Source organism: Gemmatimonadota bacterium, assembly GCA_016719105.1.
Lineage (GTDB): Bacteria > Gemmatimonadota > Gemmatimonadetes > Gemmatimonadales > Gemmatimonadaceae > SCN-70-22.
In genome coordinates, this window is sequence record JADKAQ010000013.1 from 186348 (window position 1) to 200125 (window position 13778).

Annotated in this window: 13 protein-coding genes; 4 read left to right on the top strand and 9 right to left on the bottom strand. The window is 69.0% G+C overall.

Annotation, left to right across the window (positions count from 1 at the left end):
• Positions 1–2 precede the first annotated feature (2 nt).
• Positions 3–1772, bottom strand: a complete 1770-nt coding sequence (locus IPN47_13805; GenBank protein ID MBK9409089.1) for a response regulator — start codon at positions 1770–1772, stop codon at positions 3–5.
• A 372-nt stretch (positions 1773–2144) separates the two neighbouring features.
• Between IPN47_13805 and IPN47_13810 the strand changes: the two genes are divergently transcribed.
• Positions 2145–2729: a DUF2490 domain-containing protein gene (locus IPN47_13810; protein ID MBK9409090.1), complete on the top strand. Its 585-nt coding sequence runs from the start codon at positions 2145–2147 to the stop codon at positions 2727–2729.
• An 87-nt stretch (positions 2730–2816) separates the two neighbouring features.
• Here IPN47_13810 and IPN47_13815 read toward each other — a convergent pair whose 3' ends face one another.
• The 5 genes from IPN47_13815 to IPN47_13835 all read right to left on the bottom strand — a co-directional run bounded on the left by IPN47_13815 (position 2817) and on the right by IPN47_13835 (position 7195).
• Positions 2817–3287 (bottom strand): metallophosphoesterase family protein, encoded by a 471-nt coding sequence (locus tag IPN47_13815; GenBank protein MBK9409091.1) that lies wholly within the window; start codon positions 3285–3287, stop codon positions 2817–2819.
• Positions 3288–3313: 26 nt separating this feature from the next.
• Positions 3314–3928, bottom strand: coding sequence for a UbiX family flavin prenyltransferase (locus tag IPN47_13820; protein ID MBK9409092.1), 615 nt, complete (start codon positions 3926–3928; stop codon positions 3314–3316).
• A gap of 7 nt (positions 3929–3935) precedes the next feature.
• Positions 3936–5000 carry a UbiA family prenyltransferase gene (locus IPN47_13825; GenBank protein MBK9409093.1) on the bottom strand — a complete coding sequence of 355 codons (1065 nt, stop codon included), beginning with the start codon at positions 4998–5000 and terminating at the stop codon, positions 3936–3938.
• Positions 4886–6370: a menaquinone biosynthesis decarboxylase gene (locus tag IPN47_13830; protein ID MBK9409094.1), complete on the bottom strand. Its 1485-nt coding sequence runs from the start codon at positions 6368–6370 to the stop codon at positions 4886–4888. Before IPN47_13830 ends, IPN47_13825 begins: the two co-directional genes overlap by 115 nt.
• Positions 6371–6448: 78 nt before the next feature.
• Entirely contained in the window at positions 6449–7195 is a 747-nt protein-coding gene (locus IPN47_13835; protein ID MBK9409095.1) for a ubiquinone/menaquinone biosynthesis methyltransferase, read from the bottom strand.
• Between the two features lie 216 nt (positions 7196–7411).
• Here IPN47_13835 and IPN47_13840 point away from each other — a divergent pair, with 216 nt between their 5' ends.
• From IPN47_13840 to IPN47_13850, 3 genes are read left to right on the top strand one after another with little or no spacing between them, the layout of a single operon-like run.
• Positions 7412–8014: a sigma-70 family RNA polymerase sigma factor gene (locus IPN47_13840; protein MBK9409096.1), complete on the top strand. Its 603-nt coding sequence runs from the start codon at positions 7412–7414 to the stop codon at positions 8012–8014.
• Positions 8015–8063: 49 nt separating this feature from the next.
• A complete protein-coding gene (locus tag IPN47_13845; protein MBK9409097.1) occupies positions 8064–8654 on the top strand; it encodes a hypothetical protein in 591 nt (196 codons plus the stop codon).
• A 1-nt stretch (position 8655) separates the two neighbouring features.
• On the top strand, positions 8656–9882 hold the full coding sequence (locus IPN47_13850) for a hypothetical protein (GenBank protein ID MBK9409098.1): 1227 nt from the start codon (positions 8656–8658) through the stop codon (positions 9880–9882).
• Between the two features lie 6 nt (positions 9883–9888).
• Here IPN47_13850 and IPN47_13855 read toward each other — a convergent pair whose 3' ends face one another.
• The 3 genes from IPN47_13855 to IPN47_13865 all read right to left on the bottom strand — a co-directional run bounded on the left by IPN47_13855 (position 9889) and on the right by IPN47_13865 (position 13765).
• Entirely contained in the window at positions 9889–11142 is a 1254-nt protein-coding gene (locus IPN47_13855) for an Nramp family divalent metal transporter (protein ID MBK9409099.1), read from the bottom strand.
• Entirely contained in the window at positions 11132–12031 is a 900-nt protein-coding gene (locus IPN47_13860) for an L-lactate dehydrogenase (protein MBK9409100.1), read from the bottom strand. The genes IPN47_13855 and IPN47_13860 overlap by 11 nt, the downstream gene beginning before the upstream one ends.
• 93 nt (positions 12032–12124) lie before the next feature.
• Complete coding sequence (locus IPN47_13865; protein MBK9409101.1) at positions 12125–13765, bottom strand: family 10 glycosylhydrolase; 1641 nt, start codon at positions 13763–13765, stop codon at positions 12125–12127.
• Positions 13766–13778: the final 13 nt, after the last annotated feature.

Here is a 13778-nt window from a genome sequence, read left to right on the forward strand (position 1 = left end):
CGCTAGCCTCGCGCCGCGATGCGCGGGCAGGCGTCGTCGATCGCCGACTTGAGGTCGGCCATGCCGTACGGCTTGGAGAGCAGCGCGGTCTTCACCCCAAGTGACCGCACGTCGCGCGCGGCCTCGGCCACGAAGCCGCTGACGACGACGGCGGGGAGATGCTCGCGCAGGCGGCGCAGGGCGGCGATCATCTGCGTCCCGGTACGCCCCGGCATGCGATAGTCGGTGATGACGAGGGCGCAGTCGTCGGCGTGCTCGGCGAACCACGCCTCTGCGGCGGCGGCCGACGACACCGCCACCGCCTGGTGCCCGAGCGCGGCGACCACGCGACGCGCCGTCTCCAGCACCACCGGTTCGTCGTCGACGAGGAGGATGGTGCGCGGTGCCACTCGGTCGCGGGCGTCGGGCCCGGTGGCCGAGGTCGGGGTGGGCCGCCGGGGCGCGGATGGCACCTGCGGCCTGGGGCCGTCTGCGCCTTCGATCGCCTCCGCGCGCGATGCCGGGATCATCACCGTCACGACCGTCCCGATGCCGCACGCACTGTCGATGTCGATCGACCCGCCTAACGCCAAGATGAGGTTGCGCACCGTCGGGAGCCCGAGCCCCGTGCCCTCCTGCGCCGCCTTGGTCGTGAAGAAGGGTTCGAAGACGCGCGCCAGCGTGTCGGGGCTCATGCCGTCGCCGTTGTCGCGCACGCGCAAACGCACGAAGGGGAGACCGTCCCGCATCACCCGCTCCGCCTCAATCACGACTACCCCGCCGGACGACATCGCCTGTACGCTGTTGATCGCCAGGTTCATCACGATCTGGTGCAGTTCGGCGGACGACGCGTGCACGAGGGGGAGCGCCGTCAGCCGCAGCTCGATGCGCACGCGCGCGTCGGCCCGGGCGCGCACGAGGCGCGCGACCTCGCGCACCACGGCGCCCAGGTCCCCGGTCTCATGGATCGCCACCTCGCCCTTTCGCAGCATCAGCAGGCGCTTGACGAGGTCGCGCCCGCGCTCGGCGGATGCGCGGATGTCGTCCAGCAGCTCGCGCGACTCGTCGTCCGACGAATCGGCGAGCAGCTCCACGTTGGCGAGGATCGGCGTGAGGAGGTTGTTGACGTCGTGGGCGATCCCTCCGGCGAGCGTCCCCAGCGCCTCGAGATGTTGGCCGCGACGGCGCTCGGCCTCCGCCTTGAGTCGCGCTTCGGCCTCGCGCTCGAGCCCGGAGACCAGCACGCCTACCGAGACGGTCGCCATGAGGCCGAGCATCGCCGTATTCAACGCCGACAATGTCCAGAGCGAGAGCGCATCATCAATCCCGATGGCCCACACCACCTGCCCACGTCCGATGCCCACGCCGATTGCGGCAAAGGCGACAATGTTCGCGATGACCACGCCGACGCCGGAGCGCACCCCCAGTAGAAGACCGGCCGAGAGCGCGGCCATGCTGAGCCAGACCGGCCCGGCGGTCCGGAATCCCGCCAGGGTGAGCGTGAGGGCGCCGATCGTGAAGAGCGAGACGATCAGCATCCACGCCCGGGTGCGATACGGCAGGGCGCGGCTGCCCAGCGTCCAGAATGTGAGCCCGTAAGCGACGAGATCGACGGCGACGATCGACCAGAGCCCGCGCCTTCCCAGCACGTAGATGGCGAAAAGGAGCGTGGGCGCCCCCAGCAGAAGCGCCCCGCCCAGGAGCGCGGCGAGGATGCGTCCACGCCATTGATCGAGGGTGGACGCGTCTTCCAGTCCGAAACGGTCGGCGGAACGGCGCGTCCACTCGCTCATCCTGCGGCGGACGCCGGCAACGGGGGGAGACTTCGCGATGGCCACGACGGGAGTATCGGCCGCGCTCGGCGTCGCATTGAGCGCCGGCGGCCGAATGGTGACAGCCGATCACGGAGGCGTTCGCCTACTTTCCTCACATGCGCATGATCCCGTCATCCTCGAGCGCCTCGCGCCGGCATGAGCGGAGCGCCACGACCACCGTTCTCACCCTCATGGTGGCGCTGCTGCTCTCGACCCCGGCGAGTGCACGCGCGCAGGATCGCGTCACCCGCGAGAACCTCAACGCGTGGCTTACTGTCGGCGGCGACGTCCGGCTGTCGCGCCGCTGGTTCGTCGACTACGACCTGAGCCTCCGCCGCAGTGGCCCCGCGGATGAGATGCGGCAGTTGCTCCTCGCGTTTCGGGCTGCGCTACCAACCCACGTCGACCGTCCGCTTCAACTGGGGGTACGCCTTCGTTGAGACGTGGCCGTACGGAAAGCTCCCGTCGGCCTTTCGCTTTCCCGAGCACCGAATGTGGGAGCAGCTGCAGCTCAACCAGTCGATCGGACGCGTCGCGCTGAATCATCGTTACCGCTTGGAGCAGCGGTGGCTCGGGCGCGTGGCGCTGGAGGACGAGGACGAGCGTGTGCAGAACTGGGTGCGCACGAACCGCTTCCGCTACCGCGTGCAGGGGACGCTTCCGCTGCAGGGGAAGACGCTCGACGATCGCGAGTTCTACCTCACGGGGAACGCCGAGGTCTTCCTGAACTGGGGGGCCAACGTGCAGTACAACGTCTTCGACCAGAACCGCCTCGTCCTGGGCATCGGGCGGCGGGTGTCGGAGAAGCTGCGGCTGGAGGTGGGCTACCTCGAGCAGCTCGGCGAGAAGAGCAACGGGCGCTTCCTCGAACGCAACCACACGCTCCTGTTCAGCGTGTACCCGAGCCTCTCACTCTGGCACGACGAGAAGCGTTAGGCGATTGGTCGGCGCGCCCGGCACGGCGCGCGGGCAAGGTGGCACGCGGCAGCGCGCGACGATCGTGCCGCGCGCGCTGCGGGGCCGTCAGTACGCGAGGTCGACCAGTTCGATGTCGACCACCCCGTCCGGGGAGATCGTGAGCCGGCCGACGCTCGGCGTGATGTCGAAGCGGCGCGGCCCGGCGGCACCCGGATTCACCACCAGCCGGCCACCGGCGCGGGCGATGAGCGGGCGGTGCGTGTGGCCGTAGACGATCACGTCGGCGTCGTACGCGGCGAGCAGACGCTCGACGGTGGGCGCGCCGAGTTCGTGGCCGTGGCTCACATGAATGCGCACGCCACGTTCCGTGCGTTCCACCTGCCTGACGAGTTGCGGGTGGTCGCGGTCGTCGCAATTGCCGAACACGGCGACCACTGGGGCGATGAGCTCCAGCTCCATGAGCACTTCGTCCCCGCACACGTCGCCCGCGTGCAGGATGAAGTCGACGCCGGCGAGGGCGCGGTGCACGTCGGCGCGCACCTGCCCGTGCGTGTCCGAGATGAGGCCGATGACCAGCGGTGCGTCCGGCGACGGCGACATCGTCAGGCGTTGAGGGCGTCCGGCTCCCCGCCCCACCGCCTGACGAGCGCATGCTCCACGTCGAGGTGGTCGAGGATGCGGGCGACGACGAAGTTCACGAGGTCGTCGATGCTCGTCGGCTGGTGATAGAAGCCGGGTGATGCCGGCATCACCACCGCTCCGGCCTGCGTGAGGCGGAGCATGTTCTCGAGGTGGATCTGGCTGTACGGCGTTTCGCGCGGGACGACGATGAGGCGCCGCCGCTCCTTGAGCATGACGTCGGCGGCGCGTTCTACCAGCGAACGCGACGTCCCCTGCGAGATGGCCGAGATCGTCCCCATCGAGCAGGGACAGATCACCATCCCCTGCATGCGCGTGGAGCCAGACGCCGGCGACGCCCCACGATCCTGGTCGCTGAAGGGCGTGATGAAACGATCCCAGCGCGCCGCGCCGATGTGCGCCCGCAGCGCCTCGGCATCGGCGATCCCCATCTCCGTTTGCAGCAGGCGGTATCCGTGCCCCGAGACGACGAGCCAGACGGGGCGCTCGGCGGCCACCAGCGCCTCGAGCAGGCGCACGGCGTACGGGGCACCCGATGCGCCGGTGATGGCGACGACGATGGGCAGCACGGCAGGCATCGCGCGGCTATCCCCGGAACGGGAAGGTCGTGACCCAGCCCCGCGCGAACAACACGCGCTCGGCGAGCACGACGAGGAAGAAGGCGATGGAGATCACGCCGTTCATCGTGAAGAAGGCGGCGTCGAGCCTGGACAGGTCGTCGGCCTTCACCAGCGAGTGTTCGTACAGCAGGAGTGCGGCGACCACGACGACGCCGACCACGTACAGCAGGCCACCGTTGGCGGCCCACCCCACCACGGCGAGAGAGGCGACCGTCGTCAGATGCAAGGCGCGCGACACGGCGATCGCGCGAACGCGCCCGAGGGCGACCGGGATGGAGTGCAGTCCGTGCGCCTTGTCGAACCCTTCGTCCTGCAGCGCGTAGAGGATGTCGAAGCCGCCCCCCCACGTGGTCACGGCCAGCGAGAGGACGAGCGGCATCCAGAACGGGTCCGGCCACGCACCGGTGACCGCGAGGTACCCACCGACAGGCGCAATGGACATCCCCACGCCCAGCACCAGGTGCGACCAGCGGGTGAAGCGCTTGGTGTACGAGTAGAAGCAGACCCAGGCCAGCGCGACCGGCGAGAGCCAGGCGCAGAGCGGATTGAGGCTCCAGGCACTGTACACGAAGATCGCCGACGCGACCGCCACGGACACCGTGGCCTCGCGCACCGTCATCGCCCCACTCGGGATCTCGCGCATGGACGTGCGCGGGTTGCGCGCGTCGATCTCGCGATCGACGATGCGGTTGAACCCCATCCCGGTGAAGCGCGCGCAGGTGAAGGCGAGGATGACCCAGCCGAGCATCCCCAAGGTGACCGGTGCGCGATACGACGCCAGCGTGACGCCGACGAGCGCGAACGGCAGGGCAAAGACCGTGTGCGGCAGCTTCACGAAGTTGGCGTACTTCACCAACCGCGTGGTCCCGCCGAAGGTCTGCCCTTCGCGCACCGGCACCCGCCCCGGCGTGACCGTCACCTCCCGTCTCCCAGCCCGAGCTTCGGCCACATCGCATCCACTCGGCGTTTGGTCGCCTCGTCCATCTCGATGATCTTGGGCCAGTTGCGCGTGAACCCTTCCTCGGGCCATTTGCGCGTGGCGTCGATCCCCATCTTGCTGCCGTAGGTAAAGGCGCGCGAGGCGTGATCGAGCACATCCACCGGCCCCATCGTGAAGCGCGTATCGCGCTCGGGGTCGATGTTGTTGAGCGCGATCCACCACGCTTCCTGCGGGTTGCGCACGTTCACTTCCTTGTCGACCACGACGAGCACCTTGGCCAGCGACATGAGCCCCGCCCCCCACAACGCGTTCATCACCTTGTAGGCGTGCCCCGGATACTGCTTGTCGATCGACACGAAGACGAGGTTGTGGAAGATCCCCTCGGCCGGCATGTGATAGTCGACGATCTCCGGCGTGGTGAGCTTGAGCAGCGGGAGGAAGATGCGCTCCGTGGCGTGGCCGAGATAGAAGTCCTCCATCGGCGGCCTGCCGACGATGGTGGTGCCATAGACGGCGTTCTTCTTCATCGTGACCGCCTTCACGTGCACCTTGGGGTACAGGTCGGCCTCCGAGTAGAAGCCCGTGTGGTCGCCGAACGGCCCCTCCACCACCAGCGCCTCCGACGGGTCGATCTCTCCCTCGATCACGATCTCGGCGTCCCACGGGACGTCGAGGTCGCAGGTGAGCGCCTTCACGAGCTTGACCGGCTCCTTGCGCAGGAAGCCGGCGAAGAGGAACTCGTCGATGTTGGGCGGGAGCGGCGCCGAGGCGGAGAAGACCGACGCCGGATCGGCGCCGACGATGATGCAGACCGGCATCTTCTCGCCACGCTCGGCCATCTCGCGCCAATGCGCTGCGCCCACCTTGTGGCGCTGCCAGTGCATGGCGACGGTGTCCTTGCCGAGTTGCTGCACGCGGTACATCCCGACGTTGCGAATCCCCCGCTTCGGATCCTTGGAGGTCACGGCGGTCAGCGTGATGTACGGACCGCGGTCCTCTGGCCAGCAGGTGAGGATCGGGAGCTTGTCGAGGTCGATGTCCTTCCCCTTCCAGACCACTTCCTGGCAGGGGGCGCTCCCGCTTTTCATCCGCGGCGGGAACTTGGCGATCTCGAGGAGGCGCGGGAGGAGGGAGAGCTTCGACAGGAAGCCGTCCGGCACCTTGAGGTCCATCATCTGCGTGATGCGTCGCCCGATCTCGTCGAGGTCGTCGACCCCTAACGAGAGGGCCATGCGACGGTACGAGCCGAAGGCGTTGATGAGCACCGGCATCGACGCCCTGGTCCCGTCGCGCAGCACCGGGTGCTCGAAGAGGAGCGCCTGACCGCCGCCGGGCCTCTTGGAGACGCGATCGGCGATCTCGCAGAGCTCGAGGTGCACACTGACGGGGTGCGTGATGCGGACGAGTTCACCCGCCTTTTCGATCTCGTCGAGGAACTGCTGAAAATCGTTGATGGCCATTGATCTAGAAGACGGGAAGACGGGAAGACGAGAAGACGAGTGAGAGCGATCGCATCTTCACCGCTTTGACCGATCTGTTCACTTGGTGCCCACGTGAATCGCGGCCACCCCGAACGTCAGGTCGCGATAGCGCACATCGACATACCCCGCGTCGCGCATCTTCTGCGCGAGCTGGTCCTGCACCGGGAAGTTAGCCACCGACTGTGGCAGGTACTTGTACGCCGTCTTGTGGCCGCTGATCACGCCGCCGATCCACGGGAGGATGTTGTGGAAGTAGGCGTGGTAGCCGGTGCGGACGAGGGCGCTCCGTGGGGTGGAGAACTCCAGGATCACGAAGCGCGCGCCGGGCTTGAGGACGCGGCGTACTTCACGAAGCCCCGCCCCCAGATCGGCCAGGTTGCGGATCCCGAAGGCGACGATGGCGCCGTCGAGCGCATTGTCGCGATACGGGAGCTCCAGGGCGTCGCCGTTCACCGGCGACAGGCGCTCGCGCGGCGCCTTCCCCACCCCGGCCTGCAGCATGGGGAGGGCGAAGTCGGTGCCGAGGACGAAGCCGCGGAATCCCGCGTCCTTGAGCAGCTGCGTCCCCACGTCGAGCGTCCCGGCGCAGAGATCCAGGTACGTCCCGTCAGGGACACGGGTCCACCCCAACTCGCGGATGGCCTTGGCGCGCCACCGCTTGTCGACGTTGAAGCTCAGGAGGTGATTGAGGAGATCGTAGCGCGGGGCGATCTCCGAAAAGATGCGGCGGACATAGGCCCGCTTGACGGCGCCCCCTTCTGCGGCGGCGCGCGCCTCTACCGCATCGAGATCGGTCGAGGTCATGAGATGCCAAAGTTGGGTGCGGGCCGAACCGCCGGCAAGCGCGCGGGCGTGTGAGCCCGCTGCCCCCCCGGCAGCCCACCGATCCAGGACCAGCGCACACCCCGCCGCTGGCCGGCGCAACACAAGCGCTTGTCCTAGATCCTCTTGGGCGCACTCCTTAGCTTCCCAACCTCGCGAGCCCGGGGTGCGTTCCCTTGGCGCTCCGCACACCACGGAATGGCGCCTCTCCTCGATCTTCGCAACCTCCCGGATGCCGATCTCGTCGCGCTGGCCCAGGAAGGGCGAGAGGCGGCCTATCGGGAGTTGGTCCGACGGTATGAGCGCCCCGTCTTCTCCCTCATCTTCCGCATGGTGCGCGATCGCGAGGTCGCCGAAGACCTCGCGCAGGACACCTTCATCAAGGTCCTGAACCACATCGACAAGTACCGGCCGGAGTTCAAGCTCTCCAGCTGGCTCTTCAAGATCGCCAACAACGTCGCGATCGATCACCTCCGGAAACGGCAGCTCGACACCGTCTCCATCGACGGCTCGCCGCACGCCATGTCGGCCGCCGAACAGGAAGCCACGTCGTTCGACGTCGTGGCGCGACAGGAGTCGGCCCTCGAGGAGATGGAAGCCAAGGAACTCGGCTCGGCCATCGAACGGGCCATCAAGAAGCTCCGCCCCGAGTACCGCGCCTGCATCATGCTGCGTCATGTGGAGGGGCGCTCCTACGAGGAGATCGCCGCCACGCTCGACCTTCCATTGGGAACCGTCAAGACATACATCCACCGCGCTCGGCACCAGCTCCGGGACGCGCTTGAAGGATTGCGGGAATGACTGAAACCGTCGCTTTCGTACCGGCGTAAGGGCTTCCGGAGGCACTCACTTGGATCATCGGCATCTACTCCCTGAAGAGATCGACCTCCTCCTCGATGGCGAGGAGGGGTTCGGCGTGAACCCGCTCAAGGCGCATCTCGCGCAGTGTGCGGGGTGTCGTGCCGAGTATGAGGCGCAGCGCGAGGTCGCCCTCGCGCTCGAAGGGCTGCCGCACATCGCCCCCTCGTTCCGATTCGCCGACAAGGTGATGGCCAACGTCCAGGTCTTCGAGCCCTGGCACGTCTCCCTTCGCGACAGTATCCGGCGCGCCCTCCCCACCACGCAGGTGGGGCGGACGCTCGTCTTCGGGACCGGTGGGGTCATGGCCGTCTCCATGACCTTGCTCACCGTCTGGCTGGCGCACCGCGCCGATGCGGTCCTCTTCCTCGGGGCGCTCGTCGGTCAACGCCTGCGCGAGTTCGTCGCCGGCGGGGTGCACGATGCGGTCGTCGCCACGGTGGGCCAGGGGGCCGCCACGACGGTCAGCTCCAATGGCCTGGTCGGCGTCGGTATCGCCCTCTCCGCGCTCGCCGTCGCCATCCTCGGCACCGCCTTCGGTCTCAAGACGCTGGCCTCGGCCGCGCGCAGCCGGAGAGGCTAGCGTGCGGTCGTCCCTGTTCACTCCCGCCGCCCTTCTACAGTTCGCGCTGGCGGCGCTCTTGCCCGTGGCACTCACCGCCCAGAAGGCAAGCGACACCAGCGTCGTCAACATCGGCGGCGCCCGCGCCACCATCGTCACCGACCACGACTCGGTCACCGTCTCGTCCGGTGCGGCCGCCGTGCAGGGGCGCACCGCCGAGGCGCGCAGCCAGCTGGCTCGCTCGCGCGATTCACTCGCCGGGCGCGCCACGCCCGATAGCCTGACCCTCGGTGGTCGGGTGATCCCGGCCGGGACGTCCGTCGCCGGTCCGATCGTCGTCGCCGGGGGCGACCTCGTCGTGCGAGGGACCATCAACGGCTCCGCGGTCGCCATCGCCGGCGACATCGATGTCCTCGCCGGCGGGAAGATCACCGGCGACGCGATTGCCGCCTTCGGTTCGGTCTACGTCAACGGCGGGACCGTGGTCGGGGCGATGCGTTCCATGACGGGGCGCTGGGGCGAGAGTATGCGGACCGCCCTCCGTGGCGACGGCCTCGAACCCACCAAGCGTTCCCCGCTTCAGTTTGCCTTCGGCTGGTTCGGGGTGATGCTGCTCATCGGCCTCGGGGTCCTCGTCTTCGCCAGCAGCTACCTCGATGGCGTCGTCGACGTTCTTCAGGAGTCGTTCTGGCGGTCGTTCTTCGTTGGGATTGCCGGGGAGCTGGGCATCTTCCCCGCCATCCTCCTGCTGGTGCTGGGACTGGCGATCACCGTGATCGGCGCCCTGCTCATCCCCTTTGCCGTCGTCGCCTTCGTGCTGGCGGTTGCGGGGCTGGCGACGCTCGGCTTCATCGCCGTGGCGCAGCTCACCGGCGGGAGCATCGGCGGCAAGTCGGTCGAGCGCCTGTCGGCGAGGGGCGGCGCGCTTCGCGCGGTGCTCGTCGGCGTCACGCTGTACATGGGACTGTGGCTGGTGGCCACCGCCGTTGGCGACATCCCCGCGGCCGGTGCGGCGCTGCGCATCGTTGCGCTCCTGGTGACCTACGTGGCGGTGACCGCCGGCTTCGGCGCGGCGCTCCTCTCTCGTGGCGGGTCACGGCGCGACGCGGCGGTGGCGCAGGCCCCGGCGCCGGCCATGGACGCGGCGAGCTGGCAGACCCCCACCCCGGTCACCGGCGTGGTTGCCGCCCGCCGCCCCGTGGCGGCCGCCAAGGGCGACGGCTCGAGTGCGGGGACCGGGGCGCGTTAGGCAGCCTCAGAGCAGGAACATCGCCCCCGCGGCCCCAAACATCAGCAGCATCGCCAGCGCCACGACCACGCGCGTGATCACGAGGCTGGGCTGCCCCCGCATCAGCGTGCGATCGGAGGCGGCGATGAGGATGCCCAGCAGGAGGAAGGGGGCGAGGACGCCGTTGATCACCGCGGTCCAGAAGAGCGCCCGCAACGGATTGACGTGCGCGAAGTCGAGCGCGACTCCGGCTGCCAGCGAGAGCCCGAAGACCGTATAGAAGGCCGGGGCGCCACGAAAGCGCTCGTCGATCCCCTCGCGCCACCCGAACAGTTCGGCCAGCGCATACGCGGCCGAGCCGGCGAGCGTCGGGATGGCAAGGACACCGGTCCCCACGAGACCGACCGTGTACAGCAGTGCGGAGAAGCGTCCCGCGAGCGGCTCCAGCGCCTGCGCCACCTCGCGACTCGATTGCGGCTGCGTGATGCCGGCGCGGTGCAGCGTGAGCGCCGTGGTGAGGATGATGAAGTACATCGCCACGTTGGAGAAGAGCGTCCCCAGGCCGACGTCCCATCGGCGGTTCGTCAACTCGTCAGGCGTGGCCCCACGACGTGACGCCTCGGACGCGCGCCCGCCGAGCTTCTCCTCCTCCACCTCCTGCGACGTCTGCCAGTAGAAGAGGTATGGACTGATGGTGGTGCCGAGGATGGCGACGAGCATCGCCCATCCGTCGCGCCCGCCGGGGATGCGCGGCGTGAACGTATCGCGCAGGACCGGGCCCCAGTCGGGGCCGATGCGTAATGCCGCGATGACATAGGCAAAGAGGGCGAGCGCGAGCCACTTGAGGGCGCGCGCGACGGCGGCGTAGCGCAGCGAGATCGTCGCCCATCCGATCGCCACGGCGAAGATCACCACCCACACGTGCGATCCAACTCCGGACAGCAACTCGGCGGCATCGGCCATCCCGGAGAGGTCGGCGCCGATGTTGATCGTGTTGGCCACGAGCAGCGCGAAGCTGGCCACGACGAGCAACGGACGGGGAAAGCGATGGCGGAGCGCTGCCGTGAGCCCCTTCCCCGTCACCATCCCGATGCGCGCGCACATCGACTGGACGGCGGCCATCAACGGCCAGGTGATCAGCGCCGTCCAGAGGAGCGAGGTGCCGAATTGGGCGCCGGCGATGGAGTACGTGGTGATGCCGGACGGATCGTCGTCGGCCGCGCCCGTCACGACGCCGGGGCCGAGCGCGCGCCAGAGGCGGCGGATGGCGTTAGGTCGCATGCCCCACGGACGCCAACGCCTTCCGCAACACCTCCGACGACCGATCGAGCGCCGCCCCCTCCTCCGGCGACAACTCCGGCGTCACGACCAGCGTCGCACCATCGCCTCCCACCACCGTGGGGAGCGAGAGCGCAATCCCTCGGTAGGGTCCTTCCTCCTGCACCTTGCTGATGGCGAGCACCTGCCGCTCGCCGCGCAGGATGCCGCGCAGTAACCGAGCCGTCACGAGGCCGATGGCGTGGTTGGTCGCCCCCTTGCGATTCACGATCTCGTAGCCGGCGCGTCGCACCTGTTCGGCGAGGATTGCCTCGCGCGAGCCGTCCCATCCCGGCCAGGTGCGGAGCGCCGTGGCCCCGACGCGCGCGGTGGACCAGAGCACGACTTCCGAGTCGCCGTGCTCGCCCACCACATACGCGTGGATCGACTGCGCCTCGAGTCCCAACTCTACGCTCATCACCTGCCGAAGGCGCGCCGTGTCGAGCATCGTCCCGGTCCCGATCACCCGCGTGGGGGGCATATGCGCCGCGTCGGCAAAGACCGCCGTGAGGACGTCGACGGGGTTGGTCACGATGATGACCAACCCGCCGTAGCCGGCGAGCTGCGCCCCGAGGTCGCGCACGATCCCCACGGTGTGCTGCAAGGCGGCGAGCCGGTCCACACCGCCGGGGATGGCGCCACGTCCCGCCGCGATGACGATGACGTCGCAGCGCTCCTTCATCTCGGCGATGTCGGCGACGCGTACGGTCGCTGGCGGATAGAACGACGCGCCCTGCGCGAGGTCCATCGCCTCCCCCTCGGCCAACGCCTGTCGCAGGTCGTACACGAGCAGTTCGCGCGCCGCCCCGGCGTGCAGCAGCGAGATCGCGACGCTCGACCCGACCCATCCCATGCCAACGATTCCGACAGACGCCTGCAATTGGTGACTCCCTAATGAAGTGAGCGGGATGCGGTCAGCGCCCCTGTTGGCGCGAGACCTTCGCCGCTAGGGTGCGCGCCACGTGACGCCGCTGCTCATGTTCCCCGCACGGTCCACCGCGTACGTCACGATGCCGTCCACACGCCCGGCCGCGTTCACGGCGGGGACGCTGATCGCCGTCGCGGTGGCCGGCACCAGTCGCGAGGCCCAGCGGATGTCGTCGGCCGTCGATCGCGTGCGCCACTGCACCCACCACCAGCGCACCAGCTCTCCAGCGCCTGGCGTCACCGCCACCTGCCACGTGGCGGCGCCAGCGGCGGTGACGCCGAGCGTCGGTGCAGCTGGCGGAGTGTTGTCGACCCAGGTGAGCGCCGGCGGAAGCGCTGCTGTGACGAAGGCATCGTTGACGAGGGCGCCGAAGATGTTGTCCCGGTTGTCGAAGACCGAGCCGGCGCGAAAGAGGATCGTCCCCGATGCCCCGCCCCGCTGCCGCACCGTCTTCACCTGGTTGACGATCTCGCTCGCACTGTAGGCGCTCGATGAGCCGTCGGCCACTCGATAGGCAGCGAGCCCGGGCCAGATGTGGCGCCCCATGCTGTTCTGCGCCAGCCACCAGTCCAGCAGGGCATTGAACGGCTGCCCGGTCGAGGCGATGGACCAGTAGAGTTGCGGCGAGAGGTAGTCGACCCACCCCCGCTGCAGCCAGAGGCGCGAGTCGGCGTAGAGGTCGTTGTAGGCATCGAGCCCGGTGACCCCCTGCGGATTGCCGGGGCGCCAGATCCCAAACGGCGAGATGCCGACGCGCACCCACGGCTTGAGGCGCTTGACCTCGGTGTACATCCGCTGGACGAAGCGGTTGATGTTGTCGCGCCGCCAGTCGCCGCGGGTGAGCGTCCCGCCGCCGCGCGTGTAGCGCGCGTACGTGGAATCGTCAGGAAAGACGAGCGCTCCGTTGCCGTTGGGATACGGATAGAAGAAGTCGTCGATGTGCAGCGCATCGATGTCGTAACGCTGCACGACGTCGGCCATCACGGCGATGGTGTGGTCCTGCACCTCCGCCTCTCCCGGGTCGAACCAGAGCCCCACGCCGCCTCCGGTGACGCGGTCGCGCGGGACGCGGCGCAGGTCGGGGCGCTGGCTGGCGAAGTGCGTGGGGGCGAGGCGCGCGGTGTCGCTGGCGTTGCCGGCGCGGAACGGGTTGAACCAGGCGTGCACCTCGAGCCCGCGGGCGCGCGCCGAGTCGATGGCCAGCTGCAAGGGATCGTAGCCGGGGTCGACGTCGGTGCGGCCGGCGAGCGCGGTGGCCCACGGCTCCGCGCCCCCCGCATACATCCGCTCGCCGTTCACTCGGATCTGGAAGACGACGGCGTTGGCGCCGAGCTGCGAGGCGCGCTCGAGGAGCCCCACCAGCTCGCTGCGCTGCTCGGCGGACGACAGCGAATTGCGCGACGGCCAATCGAGGTTGCCCACCGTCGCGATCCAGACGCCGCGAAACTCGCGCACCACCGCGGGGACGACGAAGGCGGTGTCCTTGGGCGTTGGCGGCGGGGGGGTGATCCCCGGCCCGGTGGGGGCGTCGCCGGTGGCGCAGGCCGCGAGTGTCGCCTGGGCAGCCAGCGTCGCGATGCGCGCGAGCGGTGGCACGCGCCCCGACCGACCACCAGCGGTGACACGCGCGCGCACGGCGACGCGGAGTGCTTGCATCATTCGCGAAGAATGA